Below are 17,414 nucleotides of genomic sequence, written 5' to 3'. Positions count from 1 at the left end.
CGCGTAGCGGGTGGTTTAAAGCTGGCCGCTGCGCGGCCAGCGGACTAAAGTCTTGAAAATCAAAATTAAGCAATTGCTTAAAACAAAAAAGGTCAGGCACTAGGTGCCTGACCTGCAAACTTCTGGTCGGGACGACTGGATTCGAACCAGCGACCCCTTGACCCCCAGTCAAGTGCGCTACCAAGCTGCGCCACGTCCCGAAGCTTTTGTTTGTTGCTCTGCTCTCGCTCGCAACAGGGAGTATATTAACCCGAAACTTTAGACTTGTGCAAGAACTTTTTTATAAATTTTGAAGCAAGTCCAAAATTGTATCTGCGAGCTGGGGTTTTGTTAGCACGGGAAGCTCTTGCGTACCCGTTGTGCTCACAATCCAGGCCTTGTTGGTATCGGTTCCAAAGCCCGAATCGGCGCGCGAGACATCGTTGGCGATAATGGCATCGCAGCCCTTGCGGGCGAGCTTGCGCTGCGCGTACTCCACGACGTTATCGGTCTCGGCCGCAAATCCGATCACGCATCGCTCGCCCTTCTGGCGCGAGAGCTCGGCCAAAATATCGACCGTCTCGACCAGTTCGATGCGATCCAGGCGCTCGTTGGCCTTTTTGAGCTTATGGTCCGCAGGGGCCGCGGGGGTGTAGTCGGCGACGGCGGCCGCACAAATTGCCGCATCGGCCGTCTGGAAGGCGCTCAGGGCCGCCTGGAGCATCTCTGCGGCGGTCTGCACGCGCACGCACTCCACGCCGCGGAGCACATCGAGTGATGTCGGTCCCAACACGAGCGTGACCGCAGCGCCGCGGCGTGCGGCCTCCCCCGCCAGAGCGATACCCATCTTGCCCGATGAACGGTTACCAATGAAGCGCACGGGGTCGATCGGCTCGTGCGTGGGACCGGCGGTAATTACGATGCGCTTACCTGCCAGGTCCTGTGGCGCGGGGTTGAGCACCTCACAGACAGCCTCTACGATGTCCTCGGGCTCGCTCATGCGTCCCGTGTCCACGTCGCCGCAGGCAAGGTAGCCGCTGCCCGGACCCACCACATGGACACCGCGCTCGAGCAGCGTGGCCATGTTGGCCTGCGTCGCCGGCGCCTTCCACATGCCGTTGTTCATAGCGGGTGCGATCACGATGGGTCGCGGCGTCGCAAGCAGCGTGGTGGAGATGAGGTCATCGGCGACGCCGTTGGCCATCTTGGCGATGATATTGGCCGTCGCGGGCGCCACGACCACCAGATCGGGCTCCTGCGCCAGCGAGATATGGTGGATGGGGTCGGAGGGGTCGTCGAACAGGCCCACAGCGACCGGCTCGCCCGTGAGCGCACGGAAGGTGAGCGGCCCCACGAACTCCGTGGCATGTTCGCTCATGACGACCTTAACGCGGGCGCCTCGCTTTTGCAGCAGGCGCACGATATTGCACGACTTATAGGCGGCGATCCCGCCGGTAATGCCCAGCAGGATCGTTTTTCCCTCAAGTTGCATTGAATTGTTGGGTGCCGCCGTCATCGTTAGGCTTCCTTGCTGGGGAGCACGAGCAGGCGGTGGCAGTACGGGCAGTGCGTAATCTCACTGCCGTCGTGGTTGAGGTCGCTCATGGACGACGCCTGCAGCGCAGTGTGGCAGACCGTGGGGATGTTGCCCTTGATGGTCTCGACGGCCAGGCCGCGGAACTGCTTGAGCAGGCGCTCGTAGTCGGTGAGCACGTCGGTCGGCAGTGTGGCGGCAAGCGCGGTGCGCTCCTTGATGGCGGCATCAATCTGTGCCTGGAGGTCGGCGGCCTTGGCGCGGGCAGCCTTGGTATCTGCCTTCACGCCCTCCTCGAACTTGGCGATGATAGCCTGCGCGCGAGCCTCGCGGTCGAGCGCCTCCTTATGGGCGACAACGACGTCCTTGCGGGTGTGCTCGATCTTGTCCAGACGCTTGGCCAGGGTGGCGAGCTCGTTCTCCAGGTCCTGAACCTCGCGGTAGTCGGAGCCGTCGACGTGGCGCTTCTTGGCAGCCTCGATGGCGTTGTTAGTCTGAATCTCGGTGGTGTTGAGATCGTCGAGCTCAATGTCCAGATCCTTGCGCTGGGCGTAGAGCTTGGTCATCTCGGACTTGAGCTTCACATAGGTCTTGCGCTTGGAAGCGAGCTCCTTGAGCTCCGGCATATTGGCAAGTTCGCTCTTGTTACGGGCGAGCTCCAAATCGATCTGTTGCAGCTTGAGTAGCGTAGCGCCGGCGCTCATAAGTTCTCTCCTTTTGTCACAGTCCACCATTGGCAAGGGTTTAGTATTTTAATCGCATGACGGGGGTCGACCCCGGCGTCAACTGCAGAGTTCATCAATATATCAACGAACGGTTCCTCGGAGCGGTCGTGGCCGAGCAAGATCACCGACAGCCCGCGCAAGGCAAGGTCTTGCGCCACGTGGTATCCCGCCTCGCCCGTCACGACAACGTCCGCGCTCGCGGCGATGGCGAGCTCTCCAAAGTCGCCCAGGGAGCCGCCCAAAATGGCGACGGTGCGGCACGGGCGATCGGCTTCGCCCCACACACGCGGGTCGCTGCCGAAGGCCGTGGCAGCACGGGTGGCAAGATCGCGCAGCGTGTACGGGTCGTTGAGCGTTGCAAGCGCGCCCAGGCCGGTTGCCTCGGGGTCGTCCACGTGCTCCAGTGAGCTCACGGGTGCGGCACCCAGCAGCTCGCTCAGGCAGACACGGGCTTCGTGCGAGCGGTCCAGGTTGGTGTGGAGCGATATGATGCTCACGCCGCAACGGGCCGCCTCATAGAGTGCCGCGCTGCACTGGGGGCGAGTGGTATCCGCTGGACAAAACGCCTCGGGCGCCTTGATATAGACAGGATGATGCGTCAGCAGCACGTTTGCACCGGCTTCTTGGGCGCGGAGAACATTAGCTTCGGTCGCATCGAGCGCGCAGGCAACACCGGTGATCTCAGCAGCGGGATCTCCCACAGATAGCCCAACATGATCCCAGCCCTCGGCGTCCATCTTGGGGTAGCGCGCCAGCAGCGCACGTTCAAGCTCGGCGACGATCATGCGGCACCCACGATCGAGAGCAGCGTCTGGGCAAACTCGTCCAGATCGCCCGGATTCACACGGTCATCGAAGGAGATGCGCAGTGCACCCAGGGCCTGCTCGCGGCCAATACCCATGGCGCTGAGAACATGGCTCGGGTCCATGCTGCCGCTCGAGCAGGCAGAACCGGCCGATACCTCAAAGCCGGCGGCGTCTAGCTTGATGATGAGCTCCTCGGAGTCCATGCCGTCGACGTAGATGGAAACCATGCCCGGCAGACGATCGGCCTGTGCGTAGTCGCCCATGGTGGCATGAATACGCGGATGAGCCGTAAGCGTGGCGTAGAGCTTATCGGATAAGACCTGCAGCGTCGCGCGCTCCTGGGCCACGTTCGGCAACAGCGCGGAAGCGGCAGCGGCAAAAGCAAGCTGTGTACGCAGGTCCTGCGTGCCGGCACGAAGACCGGCCTCCTGTCCGCCGCCAAAGATGCGCGGGCGCAGCGGCGTGCGGCTCTTAAGGTAGAGCGCGCCGGATGCCACGGGGCCGCCGATCTTGTGCGCGGCAACGGTCATAGCATCGACGCCCAGCTCGGTGACATCGAGCGGAATATGCAAGTACCCTTGGATGGCATCGGTATGAAACAGGGCGCCGGCAGCATGTGCGGCCGCGGCAAGCTCGCGGATGGGCTGCGCCACGCCGGTCTCGTTGTTGGCAACCATGATGCTCACGAGCGCCACGTCGTTGCCGAGCAGTTCGACAAGCGTGGCAGGCTCAATGTAGCCCATGCGGCAGGGCTGCACCAAGTCGACGGTAAAGCCGGCGGCACGCAGCAGCGGCAGGTTGTCCAGAATCGAATCGTGCTCGATGGCCGAAACGATTACACGATCGCGCTTGCGATCGCGCTGACGAGCACCCTCGGCAAGACCGAGCAGCGCCAGCTGGTTGGCCTCGGTGCCGCCGTTGGTAAGGATGATCTCGGACGGGCGAACGCGCGCGCCAAAGCTATGGGCGATCTCGCGACGCGCCACTTCCAGGCGCGCAGCGGCCTTGCGGCCGAGCGAATGCAGCGAGTTGGGGTTGACGCCGGCAAGCTCGCTGTCGTCGTACTCGCGCTGCGCAAGGAGCGCCTCGGCGCGCATGGGCGTCGAGGCGGCATAGTCAAGATTCACGGGTATGCGGTTTTGACCTGCGGTCATAAGGGTTTATGCCTCCTGTGCAGCCTCGTTGCCCAGCTTCTGCAGCAGCGCAACCTCAGCGGCGGGATCTTCGGACTTAAATACAGCGGAACCGGCCACGAGCACGTTGGCGCCGGCCTTGACGACTTCGGCAATGTTCTTGGAAGAAATGCCGCCGTCGACCTCAATCATGGGCGACACGCCGTGGCGCTCGCACATGGCCTTGAGCTCGTGGAGCTTGGCGATAGTCCCCGGGATAAAGCTCTGGCCGCCAAAGCCGGGGTTCACGCTCATGAGCAGCACCATGTCGACAACTTCGATGATGCTCTCGAGCACGCAGACGGGGGTGGCGGGGTTGAGTACCACACCGGCCTTGACGCCGCGCTGCTGCAGATGCGTGAGCGTGCGGTGCAGGTGCGTGGAGGCCTCGTAGTGCACGGTGATCATGTCGGCACCGGCGTCGGCGTACCAATCGACCGTCTCGTCGGGGTTCGACACCATCAGGTGCGCGTCGACCGGTACATCGGTGGAGCGCTTGACAGCCTTGAGGATGTCGACGCCAAAGGTGAGGTTGCCGGTAAAGTGACCGTCCATAACGTCGAAGTGCACGTAGTCGGCACCGGCGATCTTGTCGAGCTCGCCCTTGAGGTTGGCCATATCGGCCGAAAGGACGGACGGAGCGATTTTGATGGAACCCATGGTAGTAGCCTTTCTGCGCTAGTCGGTGAGTCCGTAGAACTCTTGAGAAGGGACACGGTCGGTAAGAATCTCGAGCGCCCTATCCAAAGTAACACCGTTGTAGAGCGTTTGCTCCACGGCAAAGGTGAGCGGAATGTCTACGCCCAGTGAACGGGCGAGTTCGCTGACGCTGCGGGCCGCGACGGCGCCTTCGACCACCATATGCGTGCGCGTCTGATACTCGTTGAGTGACACGCCGTGGGCAAACTCGTAGCCAAAGGTGCGGTTGCGCGAATGCTCCGAGGTGCAGGTGGCAATGAGGTCGCCCATGCCGGCGAGTCCCATGCAGGTCATAGCTTGACCGCCGCGGGCGTGCACCAGACGGCTGATCTCGGCCAGGCCGCGCGTCATGATAAGGGCAAGCGTATTGTCGCCGGCACCGGTGCCGGCGGAGATGCCGCACACGATGGCGATAACGTTTTTCATGGCACCGCAAACCTCGACGCCGGTCATGTCCTGCGACAGGTAGATGCGGAAGGCCGTGGATAGGAGCAGGTCCTTAAAGGTCTCCCCTATCTGCGGGTCTTTGCTGGCGATGACGGCGGCAGAAAGCCCGCCGCGGCAGATCTCCTCGGCATGGTTGGGGCCGGAGAGCGCCGCCACGCGCGCCTCGTTGCCGATCTCGCTGGCAATGACCTCGCTCATGAGCAGGCCGGACTCGGGCTCAATGCCCTTCGTGAGGCAGAGCACCGGGGTATCGGCGGCGATGAAGGGTGCTGCCTGATGACATACGCTGCGAAGGTGCGTCGAAGGAACGGCAAAGATGATGGCCTCGGCACCGTCGAGCGCCTGCGCCAGGTCCGTCGTGGCGACGACGTTGCCGGGCAGCTTGTAGCCCACAAGGTAGCGGGGGTTGCGGTGCTCGCCGTTAATGCCGGAGGCCGTCTGCTCGCTGTGGGCCCACATGGTCACGCGCTCGGCCCGCGCGGCGGCAAGGCCCGCGACGGCGGTTCCCCAGGAGCCGGAGCCAATCAGCGCAACATTCATGACTCTCTCCTACTTATCGTCGGGCTCGGTGACGCGCTTGGTAAACGAGAGCTTGGACTCCTTACCCGTCATGAGCTTTTTGATGTTCGCACGATGCGCCCACACCACAGTAATGCCGATCAGCGCCATGCAAAACTTAAGTCCCAGGCTGCTGTACGGAAAGACCGCGCAGACAGCGATGGGAAGACCGATGGCCGCGGCAAGCGAGCCCACCGACACAAACTTGGTGATGGCGACGGCCACGATAAACATGCCCAGCAGCGAAAGTCCGATGGGCCAGTACCAAGCGAGGATGACGCCCAGACCAACTGCGATGCCCTTGCCGCCATGGAAGTTGAGGTAGGGCGAGAAGATATGGCCCCACACGGCTGCCAGGCAGATGACGCCGAGCATCCAGTCGCCGGCGGCACCGGGGGCCATAATGCTCACGGGGAAGCCATAGCCCAAGTCGGCAATGAGCGGACGCGCGATAAGGACACAGATGGCGCCCTTAAGGCAGTCGAGCAGCAGCGTGAGCGCGGCCACCTTGGGGCCGGCCACGCGCAGGGCGTTGGTGGTGCCGATGTTGCCGGAGCCCGCCTTGCGAATGTCGGTGTGGTTGAACACGCGGCCCAGGATCAGGCCAAACGGAATCGCCCCGATAAAGAACGAGACCACGGCACAGATGGCGGTCAGAAGAATCGGATTATGCATCCTTTTGCTCCTTCTTCCTAAAGAAGAGTCGAATGGGTGTGCCGGCAAAGTCGAAGGTCGAGCGCATGCGGTTCTCCACGTAGCGCTGGTAGGTGTCGTTGACCAGGTCACTGTGGTTGACGAAGAACGTGAACGTCGGCGGGTTGACGCCCGTCTGGGTCACGTAATGCATACGCAGGCGGCGCTTGCCGTCCACCACGGTATGACCGAACTCGCGCAGGTCGGTGAGGAACGTGTTGAGGCGTGAGGTACTGATCTTTTGCGAGCGCGTCTTTTCGGCCGCGTCGACCATCGACCAGATCTTCTCGACGCTACGGCCGGTCAGGGCTGAGATGCGCAGGTACTGGGCCCAGGGAGCCATGACGCCCAGACGGCGGTCGACGGTCTCCATGCAGGCCTCGCGCTTGCGGTCATCGTCGAGCAGGTCCCACTTGTTGAGCAGCACCACGATGGCGCAGCCGCGCTCGATGGCAAGACCCATGACCTTCTGGTCCTGCTCGGTAACGCCCACGGAGGCGTCGACGACGAGCAGCGCCACGTCGGCGCGGTCGATGGCGCGCAGGCCGCGGACCATGGAGTAGTACTCGATGTTCTCGTACACGGTGCTCTTCTTGCGAATACCCGCGGTGTCGACCATGCGGTAGTGCTTGCCGTTGCGCTCCACGACGGTGTCGATGGCATCGCGCGTGGTGCCGGCGATGTTGGACACGATGGAACGGTCGGCGCCCAGGATGCGGTTGAACAGCGAGGACTTACCGGCGTTGGGGCGGCCGATGATGGCCACGTTCAGCGCATCGGGGAACTCGTCGGCGACCTCGTCCTCCTCCTCGGGCAACAGGGCCACGATGTCGTCGAGCAGGTCGCCCGTGCCGTGGCCGTGCAGGGCCGAAAGCGGCGTGGGCTCACCGATGCCGAGCGAATAGAACTCCCAGATGCTGTCATTTTCGCGGTCGGGGTTATCGAGCTTGTTCACCAGCAGAAAGACCGGCTTGTCGCAGCGCTTGAGCATGCGAGCGACCGACTCGTCCTCCTCGGTGACGCCGGTGCGGCCGTCGACCACAAACAGGATGACGGCGGCTTCCTCGGCGGCGGCGAGGGCCTGGTCGCGGATGGACGTGGCAAAGACATCGTCGCTCTTGAGCGGCTCGATACCGCCCGTGTCGACGATGGTGAACTCGCGGCCGTTCCAATCGGCCGTGTGATACGAGCGGTCGCGCGTGACGCCGCGGGACTCGTGGACGATGGCGTCCGAGGTCTGGGCCAGGCGGTTAACGAGCGTGGACTTGCCCACGTTGGGGCGTCCGACGACGGCGACGATAGGTTTCATCTGCTCTCCTTTAATGGGTAGGGTCAGTGGAATTAGTAGAGTCGGCAGGCACAATGCCAAGGATGCGCTCCAGGGTATCGAGCAGCTCATGCGGCATGGTCGACACCACATGAACCTCGGCGCCGCGACTGGTAAGGCTTGCGAGTAAATCGTCACGATGATACTCGTCAAGCGTCATGCCGTCAGCGTTGAACATGAGCTTAGGCACAAAGAGCATAACCCCCGACAGATCTTGGGGCAGCTGCTCCAGAATGTCACACGCGACGATGAGGCCGGTCACGTCCACGTTGCCGCCAAAGTAGCGGTTCTTGATGGCCGTGACAGTGCCGGCGAGACCATACGGCGACTCCACAAAGCGCGCCACGGTGTCGCGCGCGCTGTCGCCGGAGAGGCACAGCAGGCGCTGGTTGCGCTCGGCGATGCCAGCGCGGACGCGGGCCAGACGCTCGGCGTCGGCGGCAAGCACGTCGTCGGTCTCGTCCAGATACGAGCGGATCATGCCGATGCCGTCGTAGTACTGCGGGTAACCGTCGTAAAAGTCCGCCTCGGGAGGATCGATGCCGGCGTCCAGATAGAATTCGTCGCTCATCTGGAAGGTGTGGCGGCCAAAGCGCTCATAGGCACGATCCTGGAAGGGCCTGATCATGGCGATGGTCTCGCGCGCTAGCTCGGGTTTGTCGCTGTAGGACCAGCTAAAACGGTTCTGATGCTTGGTAAAACCGAGCGGCACAATGCCCAGGCTGGTGATTTGCTCGTGCTCCTCGCAAAAGCGCAGGGTCTTTTCCAGCTCCTCGCCGTCGTTCATGCCGGGGCACAACACGATCTGCGCATGAATCTCTATGCCGGCGGCCATGATGGCCTCGAGCACATCCATGCCGCGCTGGGCGTTACGGCCCATCATGCGGCGGCGGACGTCGGGGCTTACGGCGTGGACCGACACGTTCATGGGGCTCATGTTGCGTTGGATGACGTTTTGCACGTCCTCGTCGGTGAGGTTCGTGAGCGTAACAAAGTTGCCCTGCAAAAAGCTTAGGCGATAGTCGTCATCGCGAATATAGAGCGTGGAGCGGCCGCCCTTGGGGAGCATCGTCATAAAGCAGAACACGCAGGCGTTCACACAGGTGCGCATGCCATCGAAGATAGGGCCATCGAACTCAAGGCCCCAGTCCTCTCCTGGGAAGCGGTCGAGCTCGACGGAGGTGACGGTGTTGTCGCGCGGGTCGAAAACCTCGAGGTCGACGGTATCATCGTCGGCCTCCCAGAGCCACACAATCATGTCGGTAAGCTGCTCACCGTTGACCGTGAGCACGCGCATGCCCGGCTCGATACCCACATCCCACGCGGGCGATTCGGGACGCACGTTCTTAACGAGCGCGCCCTCACCCGGCTCGGGATCGCGGCTGCGCCCGTAATCGGCCACCTCGGCGGCGTATGCGGGTACGGTCTGGTCCATGATTAGCGGCAAAGCTCCTTGATGCGCGTGACCGCGCGCTCGATGTGTTCTTGCGGGGTGGAAGCTCCGGCGGTGATGCCGATGTGGTGAGCGTCGGTAAACCACGCGGCCTGGAGCTCGGAAGCTTCCTCGATATGATACGTGCGCTCGCAGGCGTCTGCGCAAATCTGCGCCAGGCGGCGGGTGTTGCCCGAGTTCTTGCCGCCCACCACGACCATGCAGTCGCAGCGGTTGGCAAGTGTGGCTGCTGCCTGTTGACGCTCACTCGTGGCGGCGCAGATGGTGTTGATCACACGCAGCTCCTGCACGCGCGGGGTTATGGCGGCCACGACCTCGGCGAGGTTCTGCGCGGTCTGGGTGGTCTGCACGACGAGGCCTACCTTGCCCTTGAGCGGCAGCGCGTCCGCATCGGCAGCGCAACTCACGACCTGCGCGTCATTGCCGGCGTGGCCCAGAATACCCTCGACCTCTGGGTGGCCCGGCTCGCCCACGACGATCACGCGGTAGCCTTCGCGCACCAGGCGCTCGGCCGCCACATGGACCTTCTTCACGTAGGGGCAGGTGGCGTCAACCACGGTAAGGTCGCGCTTGCGGGCAGCATCGATCACCTGCGGCACCACGCCGTGGGCGCGGATAATCACGGTGCCGGTTGCGGCGTCATCCAGGGTTTCGGCCAAGCCAACGCCCGCCTGAGCGAGCTCGCGTACCACGATGGGGTTATGGATAAGCGGACCCAAGGTATGAACCTGAGTGCACTCCCCTGCCTGCGGCGCGGCGGCCAGCGCCATATCGAGCGCACGCTGTACGCCATAGCAAGTGCCGGCGTGGGCGGCGATCTCGATGGAAGGCGCGATTGCCTGGTCGGACGCAGTCGCGGAGGTGTTCGTCACGTTCTCGCTCATGGCTAGAACCTGCCCGGATGCTCGTCGCACAGCTCGTCTCGCATGGCGTAGACGCGGCTCATGGCCTCGGACTCAAACCATTCCAGGCGCTCCGTGCGCTTAAGCCCGGCCGGTGCGTCGGAAAGCGAGACGGCCTTGCCGGCGCGGATCCAGCACTTCTTAGGGCGCATGATCTTTTTGCCCGCGGGCGTGATGTCGGACCAGCCGCAGATGGCGAGCGGGTTCACGGGTGCCTTGCCCATCTGAGCGATGAGCGCAAAACCGCCGTGGACCTCGGGCTTGATTTCGCGCGATCGGATGCGCGTGCCCTCGGGGAAGATCAGGACGTCCTCGCCGCGCTGCAGCGCATGCTGGGCGGCGCGCAGGCACTTCATATCGGCAGTACCGCGCTCCACGGGGATGCCGCCCACGCGGCTAAAGGCCCAGCGCACAATCTTGGACTTGGCAAATTCGGACTTAAAGATGGGGCGGATGCGGCGGCCGCCAAAGAACAGCGCCGTCTCCACGGCCAAGAGTTCGGCCATCGAGGTGTGGTTGCAGATGACTACGCTACCGCGGCCTTCCTGGCGCTCAAACAGCAGGTCGGCGTCCTCGACCTTCCAGCGCCACATGAGCTTGGAGAAGGTCCACAGGATTGCCATGACCACGACAACGGTGCCGCGGATGAGCGCCGGGAACTCGGCGTAGGGGGCGTTGTAGTAATCCTCGGGCGTCTGTTTAAACAGGCGCATGGGCTACCTCCTTTGGTTGATGAGGTCTTCGATGATCGAGACGACCTCGTCGATAGTGTGAGCGGTGGAGTCGACGTGCACGGCGTCCTCGGCGGGCACGAGCGGGGCGACCTCGCGGCTGCTGTCAAGCTTGTCGCGCTGCTTGAGGGCGTCGAGGGTCTCGTCGACCTCGGCTTCGAGCTGCTCGGACGTGAGCGGCTGGGCATCGTTTTGGTGACGCTGAAGCACGCGGCGGCGGGCGCGCTCACGCGGGTCGGCAGTCAGGAACACCTTGACCTGTGCGTTGGGGAACACGACGGTGCCGATGTCGCGACCCTCGGCGACGATGTCGCGGTCCTCGGCGGCGCGGCGCTGATGGATGAGCATGGCGGCGCGGACGCCCGGGTAGGCCGAGACCTTGGATACGTTGGCGTCGACCTGCGGGGTGCGGATGGCGGCTGAAGCGTCCTGACCGTCAATGGTCAGGCGCGTGTCCTCACCGGTGCCGTTGGTAAAGCGGATCTCGATCTGCTCGGCGAGGGCGTCGATTGCCGCCTCGTCGTCCAGATCGATGCCGCGGTCGAGCGCGGCGAAGGTGACGGCGCGATACATGGCGCCCGTGTCGAGCTTGTTAAAGCCCAGCTGGCGGGCGATCTCCTTGGCGATGGTGGACTTGCCGGAACCGGCGGGGCCGTCGATGGCGACGATCATGCAATGCTTCCTTTCGATGATTGACGTGCTGGTATGGTTCGCGGGCGTTGGGGCGCGGCGGATTGCCTAGCCCGTGTAGCGCTCGCGGTAGGTGTTGCGCTTGGGCGCGGAGCCGTGGCTGCCGTGGTGACGCGTGCGGCTGGCGGTGTTGGTCGCCGGCGCGGCGACGCGCTTGGAGCTGGCCTGCTTGGGCGGGATGCCGCCGCTTTTTAGGATCTGCACCTCGCGGTCGGTGAGCTCGCGCCACGAGCCCTTGGCCACGCCCTCGAGCTCCAGGCCGGCAAAGTTGCAGCGATGCAGACGGATTACCGGATGGTGAATCTTGCCCAGCATGCGCTTGACCTGGTTCTTGCGTCCCTCGCGGATGATGACCTCCACGGCGGTGGTGCCGGGCTTGACGCCTTGCGGAGCCACGGCCTCTGCCTCGCGCGCGTTGATGACGCGGCAGATTGCCGGCTGGCACAGGCCGTCGTCGAGCTCGATGCCGCGACGTAGCGGGGTAAGATCGCGGTCGGACAAGTCTCCGTCCACGAGCGCCTGGTAGGTCTTGTAGACGTGCTTGCTCGGGTGCAGCAGGTCCTGCGACAGGTCGCCGTCGGTGGTAAAGAGCAAAAGGCCTGTGGTGTCGCGGTCCAGACGACCCACCGGGAAGAGTCCCGGAAAGCGGTCGCGGGGGACCAGGTCGGCCACGCAAGGGCGCTCCTGCGGGTCGCTCATGGTGGTGAGGTAGCCGGTCGGCTTGTAGAGCATCAGGTACACGGCGCCCTGGTTGAGCTTGACGGGCATGCCGTCGACCTCGATATGGTCGCGGTCGACGTCGACCTTGGTGCCCAGTTCGGTCGCGACCTCGCCGTTGACGGTCACGCGGCCGGCGGTCATCAGGTCCTCCGAGCCACGGCGGCTCGCCACGCCCGCGCGCGCTAAAAAGCGCTGCAGGCGCATGGTGTGCGGATAGACGGGCTGGGCGTCGGTGGCGGGTACTGCGTTGCCCATGGCGCGCGTCTCCCCTACTTCGTTAGTCCTCGTCATGCAAATCCTCCGAGGTCTCGTCGACGACCAGGGTCTCCAAGTTCTCGACTGCCTCAACATCTACAACATCGGTATCGAGCAGTTCGCGCTCTTCGTCTAAGTCCTCGGCTTGCTCCTCGAGCGTGGACTGAATACTGCGGCCGCTCAGACGCTCGCGGATAAACTGGCGCGACTGCTCGTCTGGGGCAAACTGCTCCAGGTCGGGCAGGTCGCGGGTGGAGCGCAGGCCGAACTTTTCCAAGAAGGCGTTGGTCGTGCCGTAGATGATGGCTTGACCGCGCTGGGGATCGCGGCCGAGCTCACGCACCAGACCCTTGTCCACAAGCGACGCGATGACGCCGTCGGAATTGACGCCGCGGATGCCCTTCACCACCTCGCGCGTCACGGGCTGGTGGTATGCGATCACGGCCAGGGTCTCGAGTGCCGCTTGCGATAACTTTTGCGTGTCCCAGCTCAACACATAGGCCTCGACCACGTCGTGGTAGGCGGGGTGCGTAAACAGGCGCCAGCCGCCGGCGACCTCGCGCAGCTGAAAGCCGCGGTTGGCCTCCTCGTACTCAACCTTGAGCTCGGCGAGCAGCGACGCGCACTCGCCGGGGGCGATATCCAGTGCGCCGGCCAGCGCGGGCGCACTCACCGGGTCGCTCGACACCAGCAGCAGCGCCTCGAGGGCGCCTTTGAGGCTGTTTGCCTCCAGCGTGGAAAGGGTTGACATGGTTGCGGCTCCTATTCGGTGAGCTCGGGGCCCTCGCCGGGCACATAGGCCTCGGCGCCCTCGACGCGGTTGATGCGGATGGTTCCAAAGATCTCGTCCTGGCTCAGCGTGAGCGAGCCGCGCTTGGCGAGCTCAAGCATAGCTAGGAAGGTGACAACGAGCTGCTCGGTGGTGGCATCGCCGTCCAGTAGCTCGCGGAAGGTGCAGGTTTGGTGCGCCATGGTAAAGCGGTCGACTGAGGCCACGGTCAGGTCGAGCGGCACGCGATGCGGCGCCACGTGCTCGGCCTCCAGCAGGAAAGTCTGGCGCTTGCCGTCCAGGTCGGCACAGATGACGGCGAGACCGCGCAGCGTGATGCCGGCAAGGTAGTCGGGCATAAGGCCTAGGAACTCCGGGTCGGGACCGGCCACACGCGGGTGCATGCGGCTTTCGGCCTGCATGCGCGCGCCAAGGGCCGCGGCCGCGCCCTTAAACTGCTTGTAGGCAATTAGGCGCTGGATCAGGACCTCGCGCAGGGCGTCGCCGTCGAGCGCGCTGAGCTCCTCGAGGTCTTCGTCGAACTCGTCATCGTCGTCATCGACTTTGCGCGGGGCCTCCTGCGGCACTAGAGAGGCAGCCTTGATGTCCAAAAGGGTTGCCGCCACCAGCAAAAAGTCGCTCGCCACGTCCAGGTCCAGCGCCTCAATGCGCTCTGCCTCGGCAAGGTACTGTTCGGCCACCTCGCTGATGGAGATGGCGCCGATATCTACTTTTTGGCGGGTTACCAGCTGCAGCAGCAGGTCGAACGGTCCGCTGTAGACCTGCGTCGACACGCGATACGACATCTTCGACCTCCTTTGACGGCGCCTTCGCGGCGCGGTTTGGGCGCATGTTCTGACCGTTTTGCACGGTCGACCTGTAAGTTTACCTTAGATGCCGGCGATTGCGAAGTTGAGCAGCTGCTCAGCAAGCGGATACACGGTAACGTCGAAATAGCGGCCGATCACGTCGATGCCGGTCCACATGGGCAGCAGGTACAGCACTAGGATGAGGATGGGCATAGCGTATTGCTGCAGACGATAATAGTTGTTGAGAGCCTTGCCTTTAAGGAACGGCACAATGATCGAAGAGCCGTCGAGCGGTGGGATCGGGATGAGGTTGAAGAACGCGAGTGACAGGTTGACTACGATAAACGTGGCGCCGAAGTTCATGATCTGTGACGCCAGGGCAAAGGACATGCGGGTGTAGAGGTTGCCGTATGCCGTGTGCATGAGGGCGGCCGCAAGGCACGCGAGGGCGATGTTCGATGCGGGGCCGGCTGCGCTAACCAGGACCTCATCGCGCTTGGGGTGCTTGAGGTTGTTGAGGTAGACGGGCACGGGCTTGGCGAAGGCGAACACCGGGCCGCCGGCGGCAAGCATGAGCAGCGGCAAGATGATGGTGCCAAACGGGTCGATATGGTTGAGCGGGTTGAGCGAGACACGACCGCGCGAACGGGCCGTCTTATCGCCGAGTGCCCAGGCCGCGGCGGCGTGCGCACTCTCGTGGATCACGATGCCGACGATGACGGCGACCGCGCTGGCGAGCAGGTTCATGAAGTAGCTGCTGGACATAACAATCCCCTAGCGGACGCGGCGCGAGGCGCGCGTGAGCAGGTAGTCGGCCACAAACAGGATGACGGCCACGATGGCGTAATCTAAGCGGAACACGCCGCCAAAGGGCGAGGTGATGACGCCGTAGCCGGCGATGGCACTCGGCAGTGCGCGCGAAAGCTCAACGACAAAGCCGACGATCTGCAGCTTGGCGGTCAGGCCGCTAAAGCACAGCAGCACGGTCATCGCGCTCATAAAAATGCCGCAGATGCGACAGGCGATGGCGATGATGCTCATCGCCACGGCAGCGGCCTTACGAGAGTTCACGCGCGGTCTCCTCTTCGATCTGGGTGGAAAGCTCCAGCCATTCGTCCTCGAGCTTGGGCAGCTCTTGCTTAAGGCCGTTATATTCCCCCAGCGCGGCGTTGAACTTGTCCTGATCGGCATAAAGCTCTTCGCTGGCCATCAATTCCATAAGCTCGTCATAGCGGGCGCGTTTTTTGTCGAGCTCAGCCTCGATCTTCTTGAGCTGGTTGCGCACGCCCTTGAGCTTTTTGTTGAGCGCAGCGCGGGCCTGGGCCTCGGCGCGCTTTTGCTCCTTGGTCTTTTTGCCCTCGGCAGGCTTGGAAGCAGCGGCGGGCGTATCGGGCTGGGCTGCGGTGACCTTAGCGGACTTGGTCGCGGCCGGCGTACTCTCCCCTGCTGCTTCGACGGCGGCGCGGGCTGCGAGGTCCTCGCGCTTGTAGAGGTAGTAGTCGTAGTCGCCGTCGTAGACCGTGACCTTACCATCGCGGATGTCGATGATGCGGTTGGCCACGGCGCGTACCAGGTGCTCGTCGTGGCTGATCAGCACAATGGTACCGGGGAAGTTTTGCAGGGCGTTCTCGAGCATGTCCACCGAGTCGATGTCCAGGTGGTTGGTGGGCTCGTCCAGGCACAGGAGCGCCTCGGGGGCCACGAGCATCTTGGCGAGCGCTAGCCGCGCCTTTTCGCCACCGGAGAGGACGCGGACCTGCTTCTCGATGGAGTCGTTGTCGCTAAACAGGAAGGCGCCCAGCAGGCTACGCTGTTGCGGCACGGTCCACTTGGGTGTGACGGTGTCGATCTCTTGCAGGACGGTGTTGGACTCGGTCATGCCTTCGAGCGCGTGCTGGGCATAGTAGGCGACGCCGACGTTGGTTCCCAGGTCGCGGGTGCCGGTGGTGGGCGGCTCCAGGCCGGCGAGGATCTTCATGAGGGTGGACTTGCCGGCGCCGTTAGGGCCGACGAGTGCCACATGCTCGCCGCGGTAGAGTTTGAGGTCGATGTCGCTGTAGATGTGCTTGTCGCCGTAGGACTTGGAGACGCCTTCCAAGCCCACGACCATGTCGCCGGAGCGCGGTGGGTCGGGGAACTTAAAGTCGATGTGCTTGTGACCCTCGGGCAGGATGACAAGCTCCTTTTTGATCTGCTCGATCTTGCGGATGCGCTCTTGGGCCTGGGCGGCCTTGGTGGGCTTGTAGCGGAACTTGTCAACGAAGACCTGCATGTGGGCGATGTCGCGCTCCTGGGCGGCGCGCTTGGCACGCATCTGCTCCAGGTTGTCCTCGCGCTGCTTGAGGTAGCTACTGTAGTTGCCGGTGTAGGTGGTCACGCGGCGGTTTTCGAGAGCGGCGACATGGTCGACGCAGGCGTCCATGAAGGCGCGGTCGTGGCTGACGATGAGGACGGCGCCGTCGTAGTTGGCGATAAAGCCGCGCAGCCATTGGACGCTCTCGAGGTCCAGGTGGTTGGTGGGCTCGTCCAGAAGCAGCAGGTCGGGGTGGCGCAGGAAGAGCTTGGCAAGCGCGATGCGCATCTGCCAGCCGCCAGAGAACTCGGAGCACGGGCGCTCAAAGTCGGTGACCTTAAAGCCCAGGCCGGACAGGATTTTGCGCGCGTTGCTCTCGAGCTCGTAGCCACCCAGGTGCTCAAAGCGGTCCTGGACCTGGCCGTACTCGTTAAGGAGCGCATCGACGTCTTTGCCCTGTTCGGAGAGCTCGGTGATCTGAGCCTGCAGCTCGTTGGCGCGCTCGCCCATGCGGCGGATTTCCTTGGCAGCGGCCATGACCTCGGCGAGGATGGTGGTGTCCTTGTGCTCGAGGTTGGTTTCCTGCTCTAGGTAGCCTACCTGGCAGTCCTTGGCGTACTGGACCTGGCCGGCGTCGGGGCTGTCGATGCCCATGATGATTTTGAGCATGGTGGTTTTGCCGGCTCCGTTGGGGCCCACGAGCGCGGCGCGCTCGCCGGGGTTGATCTGGAAGGACGCGCCGCTAAAGAGGACGCGCGCGCCGAAGCTTTTTTCGATCTTGTCGACCAGGAGGATCATGCTGCCGCCTTTGACCTTGTGTTCCTATATGAAAAAAGGCCCCAACTTGCGTTG

General features: G+C 63.5%; 18 protein-coding genes and 1 tRNA gene. All 19 read right to left on the bottom strand.

The window, feature by feature from the left end; translation table 11 throughout:
• Positions 1 to 123: 123 nt before the first annotated feature.
• Positions 124 to 200 (bottom strand) — tRNA-Pro (locus tag DWY51_RS02105).
• Positions 201 to 280: 80 nt separating this feature from the next.
• Positions 281 to 1,495: a bifunctional phosphopantothenoylcysteine decarboxylase/phosphopantothenate--cysteine ligase CoaBC gene (coaBC, locus tag DWY51_RS02100; protein ID WP_233504593.1), complete on the bottom strand. Its 1,215-nt coding sequence runs from the start codon at positions 1,493 to 1,495 to the stop codon at positions 281 to 283.
• Between the two features lie 2 nt (positions 1,496 to 1,497).
• Positions 1,498 to 2,217, bottom strand: coding sequence for a zinc ribbon domain-containing protein (locus tag DWY51_RS02095; protein ID WP_117769698.1), 720 nt, complete (start codon positions 2,215 to 2,217; stop codon positions 1,498 to 1,500).
• Complete coding sequence (locus tag DWY51_RS02090) at positions 2,214 to 3,023, bottom strand: Nif3-like dinuclear metal center hexameric protein (RefSeq protein ID WP_117769697.1); 810 nt, start codon at positions 3,021 to 3,023, stop codon at positions 2,214 to 2,216. The genes DWY51_RS02095 and DWY51_RS02090 overlap by 4 nt, the downstream gene beginning before the upstream one ends.
• Positions 3,020 to 4,198, bottom strand: coding sequence for a cysteine desulfurase family protein (locus DWY51_RS02085; protein WP_117769696.1), 1,179 nt, complete (start codon positions 4,196 to 4,198; stop codon positions 3,020 to 3,022). The genes DWY51_RS02090 and DWY51_RS02085 overlap by 4 nt, the downstream gene beginning before the upstream one ends.
• 6 nt (positions 4,199 to 4,204) lie before the next feature.
• Positions 4,205 to 4,876 carry a ribulose-phosphate 3-epimerase gene (gene rpe, locus DWY51_RS02080; RefSeq protein WP_117769695.1) on the bottom strand — a complete coding sequence of 224 codons (672 nt, stop codon included), beginning with the start codon at positions 4,874 to 4,876 and terminating at the stop codon, positions 4,205 to 4,207.
• An 18-nt stretch (positions 4,877 to 4,894) separates the two neighbouring features.
• Positions 4,895 to 5,902, bottom strand: a complete 1,008-nt coding sequence (locus tag DWY51_RS02075) for an NAD(P)H-dependent glycerol-3-phosphate dehydrogenase (RefSeq protein WP_117769694.1) — start codon at positions 5,900 to 5,902, stop codon at positions 4,895 to 4,897.
• Positions 5,903 to 5,911: 9 nt separating this feature from the next.
• Entirely contained in the window at positions 5,912 to 6,595 is a 684-nt protein-coding gene (plsY, locus tag DWY51_RS02070; RefSeq protein ID WP_052044181.1) for a glycerol-3-phosphate 1-O-acyltransferase PlsY, read from the bottom strand.
• Entirely contained in the window at positions 6,588 to 7,922 is a 1,335-nt protein-coding gene (gene der, locus DWY51_RS02065; RefSeq protein ID WP_117769693.1) for a ribosome biogenesis GTPase Der, read from the bottom strand. Before der ends, plsY begins: the two co-directional genes overlap by 8 nt.
• A gap of 10 nt (positions 7,923 to 7,932) precedes the next feature.
• The gene (locus DWY51_RS02060; RefSeq protein WP_117769692.1) at positions 7,933 to 9,375 is read right to left on the bottom strand and encodes a DUF512 domain-containing protein; all 1,443 of its coding nucleotides are present in this window, start codon (positions 9,373 to 9,375) and stop codon (positions 7,933 to 7,935) included.
• A 2-nt stretch (positions 9,376 to 9,377) separates the two neighbouring features.
• A complete protein-coding gene (locus DWY51_RS02055) occupies positions 9,378 to 10,277 on the bottom strand; it encodes a 4-hydroxy-3-methylbut-2-enyl diphosphate reductase (RefSeq protein ID WP_199411345.1) in 900 nt (299 codons plus the stop codon).
• Between the two features lie 2 nt (positions 10,278 to 10,279).
• Positions 10,280 to 11,008 carry a lysophospholipid acyltransferase family protein gene (locus DWY51_RS02050; RefSeq protein WP_117769691.1) on the bottom strand — a complete coding sequence of 243 codons (729 nt, stop codon included), beginning with the start codon at positions 11,006 to 11,008 and terminating at the stop codon, positions 10,280 to 10,282.
• 3 nt (positions 11,009 to 11,011) lie between these two features.
• On the bottom strand, positions 11,012 to 11,698 hold the full coding sequence (cmk, locus tag DWY51_RS02045) for a (d)CMP kinase (protein WP_117769690.1): 687 nt from the start codon (positions 11,696 to 11,698) through the stop codon (positions 11,012 to 11,014).
• A 66-nt stretch (positions 11,699 to 11,764) separates the two neighbouring features.
• Entirely contained in the window at positions 11,765 to 12,727 is a 963-nt protein-coding gene (locus DWY51_RS02040) for a pseudouridine synthase (protein WP_369832475.1), read from the bottom strand.
• Complete coding sequence (gene scpB, locus DWY51_RS02035) at positions 12,714 to 13,442, bottom strand: SMC-Scp complex subunit ScpB (RefSeq protein WP_117769688.1); 729 nt, start codon at positions 13,440 to 13,442, stop codon at positions 12,714 to 12,716. Before scpB ends, DWY51_RS02040 begins: the two co-directional genes overlap by 14 nt.
• Positions 13,443 to 13,453: 11 nt before the next feature.
• A complete protein-coding gene (locus tag DWY51_RS02030; RefSeq protein ID WP_117769687.1) occupies positions 13,454 to 14,266 on the bottom strand; it encodes a ScpA family protein in 813 nt (270 codons plus the stop codon).
• 84 nt (positions 14,267 to 14,350) lie between these two features.
• Positions 14,351 to 15,034: a site-2 protease family protein gene (locus DWY51_RS02025; protein ID WP_117769686.1), complete on the bottom strand. Its 684-nt coding sequence runs from the start codon at positions 15,032 to 15,034 to the stop codon at positions 14,351 to 14,353.
• 9 nt (positions 15,035 to 15,043) lie between these two features.
• Positions 15,044 to 15,340, bottom strand: coding sequence for a hypothetical protein (locus DWY51_RS02020; protein ID WP_164473297.1), 297 nt, complete (start codon positions 15,338 to 15,340; stop codon positions 15,044 to 15,046).
• Positions 15,327 to 17,360, bottom strand: coding sequence for an ABC-F family ATP-binding cassette domain-containing protein (locus tag DWY51_RS02015; RefSeq protein ID WP_117769685.1), 2,034 nt, complete (start codon positions 17,358 to 17,360; stop codon positions 15,327 to 15,329). Before DWY51_RS02015 ends, DWY51_RS02020 begins: the two co-directional genes overlap by 14 nt.
• Positions 17,361 to 17,414: the final 54 nt, after the last annotated feature.

Origin of the sequence: Collinsella sp. AF25-2LB (assembly GCF_003458415.1) — a bacterium.
Taxonomy (GTDB): Bacteria; Actinomycetota; Coriobacteriia; order Coriobacteriales; family Coriobacteriaceae; genus Collinsella.
The sequence above is the reverse complement of the archived record's forward strand: the minus strand, read 5'-3'. Positions and strand labels throughout refer to the sequence as shown.